The organism is Micrococcus sp. 63XJN7_8_ISO-PGPR-S23-253 (genome assembly GCF_056173425.1).
The window spans coordinates 1,541,608-1,556,950 of sequence record NZ_CM149673.1 but is presented as its reverse complement, the minus strand read 5'-3'; the positions used below and the strand labels follow the sequence as shown (position 1 = coordinate 1,556,950).

Here is a 15,343-nt window from a genome sequence, read left to right as displayed (position 1 = left end):
GTGATTCTCTGGAGCCCATGGACACGAACACCGTCTTCCTGTTAGCGGCGATCGGCCTCTATTTCCTCGCGATGATCGCGATCGGCCTGTACGCCTCCCGCAAGAACACCGACCTCGACGACTACATGCTCGCCGGACGCGACATGAAGCCGTCCGTCGCGGCGCTCTCCGCGGGCGCGTCCGACATGTCCGGGTGGCTCCTGATGGGCCTGCCCGGCGCAATCTACGCCGCGGGCCTGGTCGAGGGCTGGATGGCGGTCGGCCTGACCGTGGGCGCGTGGGTGAACTGGCGCGTGGTCGCCCCCCGCCTGCGCTCCTACACCGAGGTGGCCGGGAACTCGATCACCATCCCGTCCTTCCTCGAGAACCGGTTCAAGGACCGCACGCACATCCTGCGGATCGTGGCCGGCCTGATCATCCTCGTGTTCTTCACCTTCTACGTCTCCTCGGGCATGGTGGCCGGCGGCAAGTTCGTCGAGTCCACCTTCGGCCCCGACTCCTTCTACGCCCAGGGCATCAACATCAACTACCTCACCGGCATGCTCGTGGTCGCGGGCATCACGGTGCTCTACACCCTGTTCGGCGGGTTCCTCGGCGCCTCGCTGACGGACGTGGCCCAGGGCGTCCTCATGTTCCTCTCCCTGCTGGCCGTGCCCATCGTCGTGATCCTGACCATGGGCGGCTGGGACGCCGTCGTCGAGGGCATCCGCGCCGCCGACGCCGCCGGCGGCGGAGTGAACCACTTCTCGATGTTCGAGAACGCGACGCTGATCGGCGTCCTGTCCTCCCTCGCCTGGGGCCTGGGCTACTTCGGCCAGCCGCACATCATCGTCCGCTTCATGGCCCTGCGCACCCCGCACGACGCGGCCGTCGCCCGGCGCGTGGGCATCGGCTGGATGGCGCTGTCCGTGTTCGGCGCCGTGATGGTGGCCCTCGTGGGCATCGCCTACTTCCAGGCCAACCCCGGCACCACGCTCGAGGACCCGGAGACCGTGTTCCTCGTGCTGGCCTCGATCATGTTCCACCCGTTCGTGGCCGGCCTGGTGCTGGCCGCCGTCCTCGCCGCGATCATGTCCACGCTCTCCTCGCAGCTGATCGTGTGCTCCTCCGCCCTGGTGGAGGACCTCTACATGCTGCGCGGGCGCACCGGTTCCCCGACGTTCACCCTGTGGCTCGGCCGCATCGGCGTGCTGGTGGTGGCGCTCGTGGCGGGTCTGCTCGCCCTCAACCCGGACTCCTCCGTGCTCGAGCTCGTCTCCTTCGCGTGGGCCGGCTTCGGCGCCGCCTTCGGCCCCGTGATCCTGCTCGCCCTGTACTGGCCGCGGTTCACCTCGTGGGGGGCGATGGCCGCCATGGTCACCGGTGCCGCCGTCGCCTGGGTGTGGTCCGAGGCCAGCGCCGAGACGTGGGAGTGGTTCGGCCTGTACGAGCTGCTGCCGGGCTTCGTCGCCGCCCTCGTGGTGGGTGTGGTGGTGTCCCTCGTGACCCAGCGCTCGCGCCGCGTGCAGCGGCGGATCGACGCCGAGTTCACCGGCGCGATCGACATCGTGGCCGGCCGCGAGCCGCACCCGGACGTGGCCCCGGCCACCATGGCGCGGGACGCCGCCGGGGGCTCGACCGCAGCCGCCGCGGATCCGCGCGCGCAGGCGTGATGCTCTTCCTCGCGATCCGTCCGCCGAGGGCCGTGCTCGACCACGTCGAGCCGGCCCTCGACGGCGTCCGGGACCGGGCGGGACGCGCGCTGCGCTGGACCGAGCGGGAGCAGCGGCACCTGACGCTGGCGTTCCACTCGGAGGTGCCCGCCGGGGCCGTGGACGACGTCGTCGCCGACGCCGGCCGCATCGCGGCGGGACACGCGCCGCTGGACCTGCACCTAGCCGGGGCGGGGGAGTTCTCCCACCGCACGCTCTGGATGGGGGTGGGCGGGCAGGTCCGGGAGCTCGGCGCGCTCCTGGCGGAACCGTGGCTCGCCGACGACGACGGCCGGGACCGCCGGCGCGCCCACCTCACCGTGGCGCGGGTCTCGGCGGCCGCACCGCGGCCCAGGTGTCGGAGGCGGGGCGAGCCTCGACCGTCGGCGCCCAGCACCGTGCTGCTGGCCGAGGCCGTGCACGCGCTCGCCGTGTACCGCGGCCCGCAGCGGACGGCGGACGAGGTCGAGGTCGTGGCGTCCCGGCTCGGCGAGGGCCGCTCCGGCGGCCCGCTGCACGAGGTGCTGGCGACCGTCCCGCTGCGCGGCTGAGGGGCCGACGAGCAGGCCCGAACGAACAGAGTGGTCACGACATGCCGTCACCGGATTCCGGTGACGGCATGTCGTGACCACTCTGTGTGCGTCAGGCGGCCGACGGGCCGGCCGGAGCGGGAGACCCGCCCGGCCGACCCGGCCCGGGGTCAGCCCTCCAGCGGGCCCTGCACCGCGTACAGGCGCTTGTTGGCGAACTCGTCCAGGGCCAGGGGGCCGAGCTCGCGGCCGAAGCCCGAGCGCTTCACGCCGCCGAAGGGCAGGTTCGCCCCGGCGGCGGAGGCGAGGTTCACGTTCGCCATGCCCACCTCGAGCTGGTCGGCCACGCGCTTGGCCTCGTCCAGGTCCGTGGAGAAGACGGCGCCGCCGAGACCGTACTGCGAGTCGTTGGCCAGGGCCACGGCCTCCTCGGCCGAGGACACCTTGTAGACGACGGAGGCCATTCCGAACAGCTCCTGCGTGTAGGCGGGGTTCTCCTGGTCCACGTCCGTGATCACGGCCGGGGAGACGTAGAAACCCTCGCCCTCGGGGCCCGAGACGCGCTCGCCGCCCACGTGGACGGTGGCGCCGGCCTCCTTGGCCGCGGCGATCTGCTCGGCGAGCCCGTCGGCCGCGGACTCCGAGGACAGCGGGCCGTAGACGTCGGCGTCGCGCGAGGTCGGGTCGCCGGGCTGCATCGCCGAGGAGCGCTGGACCAGCTCGTCCACGAAGTCGTCGTAGAGGTCCTCCATGACGATCATGCGCTTGTTCGAGTTGCAGGCCTGGCCCCAGTTGCCCATCCGGGTGGCCAGTGCGTCGCGGGCGGCCGCGCGGGCGTCCGGCGCGGAGAGCACGATGTACGGATCGGAGCCGCCGAGCTCGAGGACGACCTTCTTGAGATGCCGGCCGGCCTGCTCGGCGACGGCGGCGCCGGCCCGCTCCGAACCGGTGAGGGATACGCCCTGCACGCGCGGATCGGCGATGATCGTGGAGATCTGGTCGTGGGTGGCGAACACGTTCTGGTACACGCCCTCCGGCAGTCCGGCCTCGGTGAAGAGCTCTTCCAGCAGCTGTGCCACCTGCGGGTTGATCTCGGCGTGCTTGAGCAGGATGGTGTTGCCGAGCACGAGGTTCGGCGCCACGAAACGGGCCACCTGGTACACCGGGAAGTTCCACGGCATGATCCCCAGCAGCGGGCCGAGCGGCAGCCGCTGGACGAACGCCTCCTGCCCGGAGAACTGCTTGATCGGCTGGTCCGCGAGCAGCTCCTCGGCCTCGTCCGCGTAGTACCCGAAGATCTGGGCGCCGTAGCGCACCTCGCCGACTGCAGCGCCGAGGGACTTGCCCATCTCCGTGGTGATCAGCGCGGCGATGTCCTTGGAGCGCTCGGCCAGCAGCTCGGAGATCCGCTTCACGATGGCGGCGCGCTCGGCCACCGACTTCTGGGACCACTGCTCGTAGGCGGCCTGCGAGGCGTCGAGGGCGTCGGCGATCTGCTGATCCGTGGCGTTGTCGAAGGACTTCAGCAGCTCCCCGGTGGCCGGGTTGATCGTGCGGTAGCCCTGAGAGGCGGAGGTGGTGGTCATCAGTCGTCACCCTTTCGTATGGACGTCCTGCGTTGAGCTCCCCATCCTGCCGGAGGCCCCCACTCACTCCCAGACCCCGGACGCCCCTCTTCGCCACGAGCCGAGAAGGTGGGTGTCCACGACCCCGGCGGCCTCCATCAGGGCGAAGCACGTGGTCGGCCCCACGAAGCGGCAGCCGTGCGCCTTCAGCGCCCTCGCGAGCGCGCGCGACTCGTCCGAGGTCGAGGGCACCTGCGCCACCGTCTCCGGCCGTGGGGTCGCGGCAGGCTGGTGAGCCCAGACCAGCCCCGGCAGACCGCGGGCCGGCCGGTCGCCGTCGCCGTGCCAGGCGGGGCCCGCGCCGGGGGAGCCCGGGTGCAGCGGGGCGAACCGCTCGCCGCGCATCCCCACGACGGCCCGCGCGTTCGCGACCGCGGCCTCGATCTTGCGCCGGTTCCGGATGATGCCGGGGTCCGCCAGCAGCGCCTCGACCCCCGCGTCCCCGAACGCCGCGACGGCGTCCGGGTCGAAGTCCGCGAACACCTCCCGGAACCGCGGCCGCTTGGCCAGGACGGTCCGCCAGCTCAGGCCCGACTGGAACGCCTCGAGCACGAGGCGCTCGAACAGGCCCGGCTCGTCCGTGACGGGCAGGCCCCACTCCGTGTCGTAGTACTCCCGCAGCAGCGGATCCCGTGCCGCCCACGGCGGGCGGGCTCGCCCGTCCTCACCCACGACGACGCCACTCGGCGGCGCCTGTCGCCCGCTCGCCGGTGGATCCTCGGCGGGGGTGGGGACGGGGGCGGGGAGGCCGTCGTCGGCGTGGTGCGCGCTCATGCCCCGAGCCTAGGAGCGGCCCCGGACATCCGGAGCCGGAACGCGACGCCCGGGGACGCAACGCCGGCAACGGACGCCTGTGCAGGAGGCACCGCCGGACCTCGTCACTCGAGCCGCCCTGCCAGGGAGGGCAGTCACGTGGGGGCTCGTGGACGTGGTCGCGGAGCCGGAGTCCTGGCCTTCGCGCCGCGGCACGGACCGCTCAGTCCCTCGCGAGCACCGCGTCCCCCTCGGGCCGGCGCAGGCTCGGCTCCGGCAGGTACACGGACCCACCGGCGGCCCGGAACTCCGCGGACTTCGCGGCCATGCCGGCCTCGGCGATTCCCGCCTGCTCGGACGCGCCGCCGAACTCGCTGCGGATGTCCTGGCTGATGCGCATGGAGCAGAACTTCGGCCCGCACATCGAGCAGAAGTGGGCGGTCTTGGCGGGCTCGGCCGGCAGCGTCTCGTCGTGGTACTCCTCGGCGAGCTGGGGGTCCAGGCCGAGGCCGAACTGGTCGCGCCAGCGGAACTCGAAGCGCGCCTTGGACAGCGCGTCGTCGCGGTCGCGGGCGCCGGGGTGGCCCTTGGCGACGTCGGCGGCGTGCGCGGCGATCTTGTAGGTGATCACACCCGTCTTCACGTCGTCCCGGTTCGGCAGGCCCAGGTGCTCCTTGGGCGTGACGTAGCAGAGCATCGCGGTGCCGTAGCGGGCGATCTCGGTGGCGCCGATGGCCGAGGTGATGTGGTCGTACGCCGGGGCGATGTCCGTGACGAGGGGGCCGAGCGTGTAGAACGGGGCGCCCTTGCACAGCTCCTGCTGGCGCTCCACGTTCTCCCGCACCAGGTGCAGCGGGATGTGGCCGGGGCCCTCCACCATGACCTGGACGTCGTACGCCCACGCCCGCTCCGTCAGCTCGGCCAGCGTGTCGAGCTCGGCGAACTGGGCGGCGTCGTTGGCGTCGGCCACGGAGCCCGGCCGCAGGCCGTCGCCCAGGGAGAACGCGACGTCGTAGCGCGCGAAGATCTCGCAGAGCTCGTCGTAGTTCTCGTAGAGGAAGTTCTCCTTGTGGTGGCCCAGGCACCAGCCGGCCATGATCGAGCCGCCGCGGGAGACGATGCCGGTGACGCGGTCCGCGGACAGCGGCACGTGGCGCAGCAGCACGCCGGCGTGCACGGTCATGTAGTCCACGCCCTGCTCGCACTGCTCGATCACGGTGTCGCGGAAGATCTCCCAGGTCAGGGCCTGGTGGTCGCCGCCGACCTTCTCGAGGGCCTGGTAGATCGGCACGGTGCCGATCGGCACGGGGGAGTTGCGCAGGATCCACTCGCGGGTGGTGTGGATGTCGTCGCCCGTGGACAGGTCCATCACGGTGTCCGCGCCCCAGCGGGTGGCCCACTGCAGCTTCGAGACCTCCTCGGCGATCGACGATGTCACCGCCGAGTTGCCGATGTTCGCGTTGACCTTCACGGCGAACGCCTTGCCGATGATCATCGGCTCCGACTCGGGGTGGTTCACGTTCGCCGGGATGATGGCGCGGCCGGCAGCGACCTCGGAGCGCACCAGTTCCACGTCCACGCCCTCGCGCAGGGCGACGTAGCGCATCTCCGGGGTGATCTCGCCGCGCCGGGCGTAGTGCATCTGGGTGACGCGCGCGCCCTCCTGGGCGCGCAGCGGGGCGCGGCGCTCGCCGGCCCACTCCTGCGAGGCGGCGCCGCGGCGCACGGCCGAGCGGCCGTCGTCGAGCAGGTCGCGCTCGCGGCCCTCGTACTCCTCGACGTCGCCGCGGGCGCGGATCCACTCGGCGCGCTGGGCGGGCAGGCCGCGCTCGGGCACGGAGCCCGGGCCCGTGGTGCGGTAGACGGTCAGGGGCGCGTTGGGCGTGCCGTCGGGGGAGTCGTCCTGGTGGACCTCGGTGACGGGCACGCGGATGCCGTGCTCGGCATCCTCGAGCCAGCCCAGACGGTGCGTGGGGTAGTTCTCCTCGGCGACGACCTCGGCCGTCGACTCGGCTGCGGGCAGGGGGGTGCGCTCGGAAACGGACATGGCCGCGGCTCCTTCTTCCTTCGCCGGAATGACCCGGACAGGTTCAGACGGTCTCCGGGCGGCGTCAGCCCGGTCTCAGCCCCGTGCCGTGGGGCTCCCGTGGGATGCGAGCGACCCTAGCACGTCCCCTGCGAGGCCTCACCGCCGCCGGCAGCGGCCATGCGGCGGGCCGCTCAGGCGCGCGCCGCGCGGGCCGCCCGCCGGCGCACCGTGGTGCGCTCGACGATCCACGTCACGACGAGCATCACGATGATGACGATGCCGGCGTAGCCGAGGACGGGGTAGACGGTGCCCACGAGGTCGGAGAAGCCGACGCTCGAGAGCAGGGTGGCGGCCAGGGCCGTGACGACGGCGATGACCCAGCCCGGCACGCGTCGCATCGAGGACAGCAGGGCGATGCGCTCCACCCCGCCGTACAGGCACGAGACCGCCGTCGTGAACTGCGCCAGCAGCAGGACGACCGTGTACAGCAGGGCGGCCCAGCCGCCGATCATGGCGGCCAGCTCGACCATGGGCAGCTCGGCGCGGCCGATCAGCTGGGCGTGGGCGGTCATCGCGGCCATCACCGCGCCGGCCATCACCACGAGGCCCAGGGCCCCGAGCCCGGCCCCGGCGACGAGGGAGCGCCCCGACGAGGAGCTCTCCTGCCCGATCGGGGCGAGCACCGCGTAGGCCAGCTGGATGTTGAACGCCACGTACAGCACACCCGAGAGCCACCACTGGTTGATCAGCGGGGACGAGGTCACGAGCGCGGCGACGTCGTCCACCGCGGCCCCCGGGTTCACCAACCCCCACACCGCGACGCCGACGGCGACCACGATGATCAGGGGGACCACCACGGCCTGGACGCGCACGAGGCCCGTGATGCCGGCCAGCACCGAGACCACGCAGACGGCCGCCATCACCAGCGAGCCCACGAGCGAGGGCAGCCCGAACGCGGTGTGCACCGCCGCCCCGGCCCCGGCCAGCATGATCACCAGCGTCCCCAGCAGGGACGTGGTGATGCACAGGTCCGCGAACCAGGTGGGCACGCGCGAGGTCGTGGGGTTCACGATCCGGTGGATGTCCGTGGTCCGCAGCTTCTGCGCCAGCCGCAGCACGATCACCGCGAGCAGGAAGAACAGCGCGCCGGCGATCACGAGCGCCCCCGTGCCGCCCCAGAGGCCGAAGCTCACGAAGTACTGCAGGATCTCGTTGCCCGAGGCGTAGCCCGCGCCGATGGTGGTGCCGATGAACGTGGCGGCGATCCCGAGCGGGGAGGTCGGCCGCAGCGGCGCCGACTCCTCGGCTCGGCCGGGGTGCGCGGGGGAGCTCTCTGTGACGGGGGACATGCGACTACATTCTCATGGGCGGGATCGGCCCGGCCCGGGCGGCCGATCCGCCCCGACCCGAAGGAGCCCCGCATGACCCCCGCCGTCCCCCGCGTGCTCAGCATCGCCGGCTCCGACTCGGGCGGCGGCGCCGGTGTCCAGGCCGACCTGAAGACCATCGCCGCATGGGGCGGCTACGGGATGACCGCGATCACCGCGATCACCGCCCAGAACACGCAGGGCGTGCAGGCCGTCCACCCGATGCCGGTGGACGTGGTGCGCGCCCAGCTCGACTCCATCGCCGCCGACATCGCCGTGGACGCCGTGAAGATCGGCATGCTCGGCACGGCGGAGCTCATGGGGGCCGTCGCCGGCTGGCTCGAGGAGACCCGGCCCGCCGTCGTCGTGCTGGACCCGGTCATGGTGGCCTCGAGCGGGGACGCCCTCACCGCGGTGGGCGACGACGACGGGCGCGCCGCGTGGTCCCGGCTGCTGCGGGCGGCGCACCTGGTGACCCCCAATCTGCCCGAGCTGGCCCGGCTGACCGGGCGGGACGCGACGGACTGGGACGCCGCCCTCGACGCGGCGCGGGGCCTGGCCGCCGAGCACGACGTGACGGTGCTGCTCAAGGGCGGGCACCTGGACGAGGCCGAGGCGGCGGAGGTGCCGGACGCCGTCGTGCGCGTGGCCGGGGTCGTGCACGAGGTGCGCGGCCCGCGCGTGGCGACCCGCGCCTCGCACGGCACCGGCTGCACCCTCTCCTCGGCCCTGGCCACGCTGGCCGGTGCGGGCCTGAGCTGGGAGGACGCACTCCAGCAGGCCAAGCCGTGGCTGGCCGACGCGATGCGGGCGGGGGAGGCGCTCGCGGTCGGGGACGCGTCGCGACCGACGTGGCACGGGCCCGTGGACCACGGTCACGCGAACCGGGGCTGATGTGCGCCGGACCTCCGGGCTTCGACACGATCGAGGCGGGAAATCCGGCGAATGCGCACCGCGGGACGTTCCATGAGGTCGATTTCCCGCCTCGAATGCCGGTGACCCGGACCTCCCGCTCCGCTCAAGCGCCCGGGGCCGCAGAACGCGGAAGAGCCGGACCCCCGTGTCGCCACGGGGGTCCGGCTCTGTTCGCTCGTGCCCCCGGCAGGATTCGAACCTGCGGCCTTCTGCTCCGGAGGCAGACGCTCTATCCCCTGAGCTACGGAGGCGGGGGTTCGCGACGCGTCGAGCGCGTTGCGGACTCGTCGACTCTACACCATCAGGACGGCCCGTCCGTGACCTCCCCGCGGGGCGCGTCAGCCGGGCAGGCCCGCGCGCAGGGTCCGGGCCGCGGCCTCGGGGTCCTCGGCCTGCGTCACGGCGCGGACCACCACGATCCGTTCCGCCCCGGCCGCGCGGACCTCGGGCAGCCGGTCCGCGTCGACGCCGCCGATGGCGAACCACGGCCGCGCCCCCGCCGGGTCCTCGGCGTCCAGGCGCGCGGCGAGGGAGGGCAGCTCCAGCCCGACGGCGGCCCGGCCCGGCTTCGTGGGCGTCGCCCACACCGGCCCCGTGCAGAAGTAGTCCAGGCCGTCCTCCGCGCGGGCGGCGCGCACCTGCGCCTCGGTGTGGCACGAGCGGCCGAGCACCACGTCCGGGCCCAGCAGGGCGCGGCACTGTGCGGTGGTCAGGTCGGTCTGACCCGTGTGGAACACGTCCACCCCGGCCAGGGCGGCGACGTCGGCGCGATCGTTGGCGGCCGAGAGCGCCCCGTGCTCCCGGGCCAGCGGGACGAGCACGGCGAACGCGGCCAGCTCGACCGCCACGTCCACGGCCTTGTCCCGCACCTGGATCACGTCCACCCCGCCGCGGAACGCCGCCGCGCAGAAGTGAGCGAACGCGGCCGAGTCGAGCGTGCCGTCCGGGCGCAGGAACCGCTGTAGGTCGGTGCAGACGTACAGCCGGGAGGCGGCGAGTCGGGCGCGGCGGCCCGCGCCGGTGTCGCCGTCGTCGTGGTCGGCCGCGGTCATCAGGAGCGGATCGGGGGAGTGCATGCGCCCACTGTGGCAGACTGGCCGCTGTTCCATGGGAGCCCGGGCCGCACACGCCGGGCTGAGAGGGCCGCAGGGGCGCATCGCGCCGGCGCGGCCGACCATCACCACTCGATGCGGGTCATGCCGCCGTGAGGAGGACCGGTCCGTGCACGTGGCCGTCGTCGGGGCCGGGATCATCGGCCTCACCGCCGCCGTGCGTCTGCGCGCCGCAGGCCACGCCGTCACCCTGATCGCCCCCGAGCTGGACGCCGCCGGGCGCCCACACGCCGTGGCCGGGGCCACCCACGCCGCGGCGGGGATGCTCGCGCCGCTCGCCGAGACCCAGTTCAGCCAGGACGACCTCGCCCCGCTGCTGCAGGCCGGCTGGGAGGCCTACCCGGCCCTCGTGGACCTGCTCGCCGCCTTCACCGATGTGGAGACGGGCTTCCTCGCACAGGGCGCCTGGATCGTGGCCGCGGACCCCTCGGACGCCCGCGCGTGGGACCACGTGCTCGAGCACGCCTCGGTCCTCGGCCGCCGGGTCGAGCCCGTCTCCGTCCGCGCGCTGCGCCGCGCCGAGCCCGCCCTGGCCCCGGGCCTGGCCGCCGGCTTCGACGCCCCGGACGACCATCAGGTGGACCCACGCCGGCTCGCCGCCGCCTGCGTCGCCGCCCTGCGCGCCCAGACCGGACCCGACGGCGGCCCGCTCCCGGTCGGCGCCGGACCCGCCGCCCGATTCGTGGCCGGACGCGTCACCGCCGCCGACCCGGAGGGCGAGGGGGTGCGCCTCACGCTGGCCGACGGGGGCGTCCTCACCGCCGACGGCGCGGTCCTCGCCGCGGGCCTGGGCCACCGTGGGATCGGCGGCGCGGCCACCGCCGTCGAGGTCCCGCTGCGCCCCGTCCACGGCGACGTGCTGCGCCTGCGGGTGCGCCCCGAGCAGCTGCTGCCGGGGGAGTCGCACCTGATCACCCGCACCGTCCGCGGCCTCGTCCACGGGCGCCAGGTCTACCTCGTGCCCCGCGCGGACGGCACCCTCGTGGTCGGCGCCTCGGCCCGCGAGGACGGCCTGGCCGGCACCTCCGCCGGGGCGGTGCTGGACCTGCTCGCCGACGCCGCCGCGATCCTGCCCGCCGTCCGCGAGTGCGAGCTCGTCGAGATCACCACCGCCGCCCGCCCCGGCACCCCCGACGACGCCCCGCGCGTGCTCGCCGTGCCCGAGGCCCCGGGCGCCGTCGTCGCCACCGGCTTCCACCGTCACGGGATCCTGCTCGCCCCCTGGGCGGCCGGGCGGATCCTCGAGCTGCTGCACGCCCGCCTGAAGGAGATCGCATGAGCACCCTCACCCTGACCCTCAACGGAGAGCCCGCCGAGCTGGCCGTGGCCACCGTCCGCGACGTCGTCGCGCACGTCACCGGGCGCGCGGTCGGCGACGACGGCGCCGCCGCGGACGGGCGGCGGCTCGGCGTGGCCGTGGCGGTCGGCGGCGAGGTCGTGCCCCGGTCGGCCTGGGCCACCCGGGAGCTGGCCGCCGGGGACGAGGTCGACGTCGTCACCGCGGTGCAGGGGGGCTGAGCGATGGCCGAGCACCGCACCCCGCCCGCCGCCCCCGCGATCCCGCCGCTGCGGATCGGCGGCTACGATCTGGCCTCCCGGCTCATCATGGGCACGGGCGGCATCACCGACCTCACCGCCCTCGAGGGCGCCCTCGTCGCCTCCGGCACCACGCTCACCACCGTGGCGCTGCGCCGCTGGTCCGCGGACACCCGTGACGGCCTGGTCGCGCTGCTGGACCGCCTCGGCATCGACGTGCTGCCCAACACCGCCGGCTGCTACACCGCCCGGGACGCCGTGCTCACCGCCCGGCTCGGCCGCGAGGCGCTCGAGACCGACCTCGTGAAGGTCGAGGTCATCGCCGACGAGCGCACCCTGCTGCCCGACGTCGTCGAGACCCTCGAGGCCACCGAGCTGCTCGCCGCCGACGGCTTCACCGTCCTGGCCTACACCTCGGACGACCCCGCCATGGCGCTGCGCCTCGAGCAGGCCGGCGCCGCCGCCGTCATGCCGCTGGGATCGCCGATCGGCTCGGGGCTGGGCATCCTCAACCGCGCACACCTGGAGCTGATCGTCTCGCGCGCCTCCGTGCCGATCGTGCTCGACGCCGGCGTGGGCACCGCCTCGGACGTCGCCCTGGCGATGGAGGCCGGCTGCGACGCCGTGCTCGCCGCCTCCGCCATCACCCGCGCCGCCGAGCCCGCCCGCATGGCCCACGCGTGCCGGCTCGCCCTCGAGGCGGGCTTCCATGCCCGCCGTGCCGGGCGCATCCCGCGCCGCGAGCACGCCCTGGCCTCTTCGCCGATGGCCGGGCGGGTCACGGCCGAGGAGGACGAGCGGTGACCGCCGCCCTGGACCCCGCCGCCCGCGAGCCCCGCGACCTCACCGCACTGTCCGACACCCAGCTCGAGCGCTTCGCCCGCCACCTGAGCCTGGACGGCTTCGGCCCCGAGGCCCAGCTGGCGCTGCTGCGCTCCCGCGTCCTCGTGGTCGGCGCCGGGGGTCTCGGGGCGCCCGTGCTGACCTACCTCGCCGCCGCGGGCGTGGGGGAGGTCCACGTGATCGACGACGACGTGGTGGACCGCTCCAACCTGCACCGCCAGGTGATCCACGCCGAGGCGGACCTCGGCCGCCCCAAGACCGCCTCCGCCGCCGCGACGATGCGCGGCCTGCACCCCGAGGTGCGCGTGGTCGAGCATCGCGAACGCCTGACCGCCGCCAACGCGCTCGAGCGGGTCGGCGCCGTGGACCTCGTGCTCGACGGCACGGACAACTACGCGACCCGCTACCTCGTGGCCGACGCGTGCGAGATCGCCGGCGTGCCCGTGGTGTGGGGCGCGATCCTGCGGTTCGCGGGGCAGGTGAGCGTGTTCGCCCCGGGCGGGCCGCTGTACCGGGACGTGTTCCCGGAGCGGCCCGAACCCGGTGAGGTGCCCTCATGCGCGCAGGCCGGGGTGCTCGGGGTGCTGCCCGGGATCATCGGCTCCCTCATGGCGGCCGAGGGGATCAAGCTGCTCTCCGGGGTGGGTGAGCCCCTGGCCGGGCGGCTGCTCTCCGTGGACGCCCTGACGATGCGCTTCCGTGAGCTGCGGCTCGTGGCCGACCCCGAGCGGCTCCCCGTGACGGACCTGTCCGCCCATGCGGCCCGGGCCCCCCGCCCGGACGACGCCGGCGCCCCCGGCTCGGCGGAGGCGTGCGGCGCCGCGGGCGGGGAGATCGCCCCCACCGAGCTAACCGCCCTGCTCGCCGACCCCGCCCGGGCCGCGTCCCTGACCCTGCTCGACGTCCGCGAGGACTGGGAGCGCCGCCTGCGCCGGGTCGAGGCCCCCGCGGCGGTGGCCGATCGGCACGTCCCGCTCGAGGCCGTCCTCGCGGAGCCGGCGGCCCTCGCGCCCGGGCAGGACCGCGTCCTGGTGGTCTACTGCGCCGCCGGAGCCCGCTCGGCCCGGGCGCGGGACGCCGTCGTCGGGGCCGACCCGGGCGCCGGCGGGCGCGTCCTGTCCCTCGCCGGCGGCCTCGCCGCCTGGCCCGCCTGACCCCCACCCCGACGAACCCTGCGAGACGGCCCCCACCGCGGGCCGGAGGGGGCCATCTCGCAGGGTTCGTTCGCACGCACACGGGCGCGGCGGCCCTTCCGTAGACTTGCGCGGGTGAAGCCCGAAGACCTCTCCGCCCTGCTGTCCGCTGTCCTCACCGACGCCGTCGATGCCGGTGACCTCCCCGCCGCGCTGCGGGAGGAGATCACCCCCGCGCGCGTGAAGGTGGAGCGACCCCGCAGCCGCGAGCACGGCGACTGGGCCACCAACGTCGCCCTCCAGCTGGGCAAGAAGGCCGGGATGGCCCCGCGCGACCTCGCCGGGCTCGTGGCCGAGCGCCTGACCGGGAAGCCGGGCATCGCCGCCGTCGACGTCGCCGGCCCCGGCTTCCTCAACGTCACCCTGGACGCGGCCTCGGCCGGCGCCCTGGCCCGCGAGATCGTCGAGGCCGGCCCGGAGTACGGCCGCAACGACGCCCTGGCCGGGCACACCGTGAACATGGAGTTCGTCTCCGCCAACCCCACCGGCCCGCTGCACATCGGCCACACCCGCTGGGCCGCGCTGGGCGATGCTATCGCCCGCCTGCTGCGCGCCTCGGGCGCGGACGTCACCGCCGAGTACTACGTCAACGACGCCGGCAACCAGATGAACGTGTTCGCCGACTCGGTCCTCGCCCGCCTGCACGGCCGCGACGTCCCCGCGGGCGGCTACCCCGGCGCGTACGTGCAGGAGCTGGCCGACGCCGTCGCCCTCGAGCACCCGGACGTGCGCGAGCTGACGGACGAGGCCGCCCGCCCGGTGGTCCGCGAGGCCGCGTACCGGCTCCAGATGCAGGACATCAAGGACACGCTCGCCGCCTTCGACGTGCACTTCGACGTGTTCACCTCGGAGCAGACGCTCCACGACTCCGGCGCGATCGAGCAGGCCGTGCAGCGGCTGCGCGAGCAGGGCCACATCGAGGACCGCGAGGGCGCCGTGTGGCTCAAGACCACCGACTTCGGCGACGACAAGGACCGCGTGCTCATCCGCGCCAACGGCGAGCCCACCTACTTCGCCGCCGACGCCGCCTACTACCTCCACAAGCGCGACCGCGGCTTCGAGGAGAAGGTGTACCTGCTCGGTGCCGACCACCACGGCTACGTGAACCGCCTCAAGGCGATCGCCGCCGCCGCCGGCGACGACCCGGCGACGAACATCGAGATCCTCATCGGCCAGCTCATCTCGGTCAACGGCGCGAAGCTCTCCAAGCGCGCCGGCAACATCATCGAGCTCAAGGACCTCGTCGAGTGGCTCGGCCGCGACGCCCTGCGCTACGACCTGGCCCGCTACCCCGCGGACTCGCCCCTGACGATCGACCCCGAGCTGCTGCGCTCCACCACGAACGACAACCCCGTCTACTACGTGCAGTACGCCCACGCCCGTGCCTCGGGCGCGGCGCGCACCGCGCAGGCCCACGGCGTGGACCGCTCCGAGTTCGACGCCGCCCTGCTCACCCACGCCACCGAGTCCGAGCTGCTGGCCCAGCTGGCGGAGTTCCCGGCCGTCGTCGCCGCGGCGGCGCGCCTGCGCGAGCCTCACCGCGTGGCCCGCCACCTCGAGGTGATCGCCGGGGCCTACCACTCGTGGTACGCCGCCTGCCGGATCGTGCCCATGCACACCGACGACGGCACGCCGCGTCCCGTGGAGACCCTCAACCGCACCCGCCTGTGGCTCAACGACGCCACCGCCCAGGTGCTGGCCAACGGCCTCGGCCTGCTCGGCGTGACCGCCCCGGAGAAGATGTGAGCG

The 15,343-nt window shown here is 74.3% G+C and carries 13 protein-coding genes and 1 tRNA gene; 8 read left to right on the top strand and 6 right to left on the bottom strand.

Features of this window, described 5'->3' with window-relative positions; genetic code table 11:
• Nucleotides 1-17 precede the first annotated feature (17 nt).
• A complete protein-coding gene (gene putP, locus AC0VX4_RS07180) occupies nt 18-1,652 on the top strand; it encodes a sodium/proline symporter PutP (protein ID WP_136940890.1) in 1,635 nt (544 codons plus the stop codon).
• Nucleotides 1,652-2,242, top strand: a complete 591-nt coding sequence (locus AC0VX4_RS07175; protein WP_475464161.1) for a 2'-5' RNA ligase family protein — start codon at nt 1,652-1,654, stop codon at nt 2,240-2,242. The genes putP and AC0VX4_RS07175 overlap by 1 nt, the downstream gene beginning before the upstream one ends.
• A gap of 149 nt (nt 2,243-2,391) precedes the next feature.
• Here AC0VX4_RS07175 and AC0VX4_RS07170 read toward each other — a convergent pair whose 3' ends face one another.
• The 4 genes from AC0VX4_RS07170 to AC0VX4_RS07155 form a co-directional block, all read right to left on the bottom strand.
• On the bottom strand, nt 2,392-3,807 hold the full coding sequence (locus AC0VX4_RS07170; RefSeq protein WP_004167643.1) for an NAD-dependent succinate-semialdehyde dehydrogenase: 1,416 nt from the start codon (nt 3,805-3,807) through the stop codon (nt 2,392-2,394).
• A gap of 63 nt (nt 3,808-3,870) precedes the next feature.
• Nucleotides 3,871-4,620 carry a DNA-3-methyladenine glycosylase I gene (locus tag AC0VX4_RS07165; protein ID WP_144824247.1) on the bottom strand — a complete coding sequence of 250 codons (750 nt, stop codon included), beginning with the start codon at nt 4,618-4,620 and terminating at the stop codon, nt 3,871-3,873.
• 202 nt (nt 4,621-4,822) lie between these two features.
• Nucleotides 4,823-6,646, bottom strand: a complete 1,824-nt coding sequence (gene thiC, locus AC0VX4_RS07160) for a phosphomethylpyrimidine synthase ThiC (protein ID WP_475464160.1) — start codon at nt 6,644-6,646, stop codon at nt 4,823-4,825.
• Between the two features lie 173 nt (nt 6,647-6,819).
• A complete protein-coding gene (locus AC0VX4_RS07155) occupies nt 6,820-7,977 on the bottom strand; it encodes a YkvI family membrane protein (RefSeq protein ID WP_206480796.1) in 1,158 nt (385 codons plus the stop codon).
• Nucleotides 7,978-8,049: 72 nt separating this feature from the next.
• Here AC0VX4_RS07155 and thiD point away from each other — a divergent pair, with 72 nt between their 5' ends.
• Nucleotides 8,050-8,889, top strand: a complete 840-nt coding sequence (thiD, locus tag AC0VX4_RS07150; protein ID WP_222959114.1) for a bifunctional hydroxymethylpyrimidine kinase/phosphomethylpyrimidine kinase — start codon at nt 8,050-8,052, stop codon at nt 8,887-8,889.
• A 199-nt stretch (nt 8,890-9,088) separates the two neighbouring features.
• On the opposite strand, the gene AC0VX4_RS07145 is transcribed toward thiD, so the two are convergent.
• Together AC0VX4_RS07145 and thiE are read right to left on the bottom strand one after the other, a co-directional pair.
• Nucleotides 9,089-9,161: transfer RNA gene (locus AC0VX4_RS07145), tRNA-Arg, on the bottom strand.
• 87 nt (nt 9,162-9,248) lie between these two features.
• Entirely contained in the window at nt 9,249-9,986 is a 738-nt protein-coding gene (gene thiE, locus AC0VX4_RS07140) for a thiamine phosphate synthase (protein ID WP_222959115.1), read from the bottom strand.
• A gap of 145 nt (nt 9,987-10,131) precedes the next feature.
• Between thiE and thiO the strand changes: the two genes are divergently transcribed.
• The 5 genes from thiO (at nt 10,132) to argS (ending at nt 15,340) form a co-directional block, all read left to right on the top strand.
• A complete protein-coding gene (gene thiO / locus AC0VX4_RS07135) occupies nt 10,132-11,301 on the top strand; it encodes a glycine oxidase ThiO (protein ID WP_098471844.1) in 1,170 nt (389 codons plus the stop codon).
• Nucleotides 11,298-11,540 carry a sulfur carrier protein ThiS gene (thiS, locus tag AC0VX4_RS07130; protein WP_475464159.1) on the top strand — a complete coding sequence of 81 codons (243 nt, stop codon included), beginning with the start codon at nt 11,298-11,300 and terminating at the stop codon, nt 11,538-11,540. The genes thiO and thiS overlap by 4 nt, the downstream gene beginning before the upstream one ends.
• Before the next feature lie 3 nt (nt 11,541-11,543).
• Nucleotides 11,544-12,362: a thiazole synthase gene (locus AC0VX4_RS07125; RefSeq protein WP_087114105.1), complete on the top strand. Its 819-nt coding sequence runs from the start codon at nt 11,544-11,546 to the stop codon at nt 12,360-12,362.
• Complete coding sequence (gene moeB / locus AC0VX4_RS07120; protein WP_475464158.1) at nt 12,359-13,555, top strand: molybdopterin-synthase adenylyltransferase MoeB; 1,197 nt, start codon at nt 12,359-12,361, stop codon at nt 13,553-13,555. Before AC0VX4_RS07125 ends, moeB begins: the two co-directional genes overlap by 4 nt.
• 114 nt (nt 13,556-13,669) lie before the next feature.
• Nucleotides 13,670-15,340, top strand: coding sequence for an arginine--tRNA ligase (gene argS / locus AC0VX4_RS07115; protein ID WP_475464157.1), 1,671 nt, complete (start codon nt 13,670-13,672; stop codon nt 15,338-15,340).
• Nucleotides 15,341-15,343: the final 3 nt, after the last annotated feature.

What these genes read in the sequence shown, in the direction of transcription:
- putP (WP_136940890.1), top strand. Translation starts at nt 18, where the DNA reads ATGGACACGAACACCGTCTTCCTGTTAGCGGCGATCGGCCTCTATTTC.
- AC0VX4_RS07165 (WP_144824247.1), bottom strand. Translation starts at nt 4,620, where the DNA reads ATGAGCGCGCACCACGCCGACGACGGCCTCCCCGCCCCCGTCCCCACC.
- thiE (WP_222959115.1), bottom strand. Translation starts at nt 9,986, where the DNA reads ATGCACTCCCCCGATCCGCTCCTGATGACCGCGGCCGACCACGACGAC.
- thiD (WP_222959114.1), top strand. Translation starts at nt 8,050, where the DNA reads ATGACCCCCGCCGTCCCCCGCGTGCTCAGCATCGCCGGCTCCGACTCG.
- AC0VX4_RS07125 (WP_087114105.1), top strand. Translation starts at nt 11,544, where the DNA reads ATGGCCGAGCACCGCACCCCGCCCGCCGCCCCCGCGATCCCGCCGCTG.
- AC0VX4_RS07170 (WP_004167643.1), bottom strand. Translation starts at nt 3,807, where the DNA reads ATGACCACCACCTCCGCCTCTCAGGGCTACCGCACGATCAACCCGGCC.
- thiS (WP_475464159.1), top strand. Translation starts at nt 11,298, where the DNA reads ATGAGCACCCTCACCCTGACCCTCAACGGAGAGCCCGCCGAGCTGGCC.
- AC0VX4_RS07175 (WP_475464161.1), top strand. Translation starts at nt 1,652, where the DNA reads ATGCTCTTCCTCGCGATCCGTCCGCCGAGGGCCGTGCTCGACCACGTC.
- AC0VX4_RS07155 (WP_206480796.1), bottom strand. Translation starts at nt 7,977, where the DNA reads ATGTCCCCCGTCACAGAGAGCTCCCCCGCGCACCCCGGCCGAGCCGAG.
- thiC (WP_475464160.1), bottom strand. Translation starts at nt 6,646, where the DNA reads ATGTCCGTTTCCGAGCGCACCCCCCTGCCCGCAGCCGAGTCGACGGCC.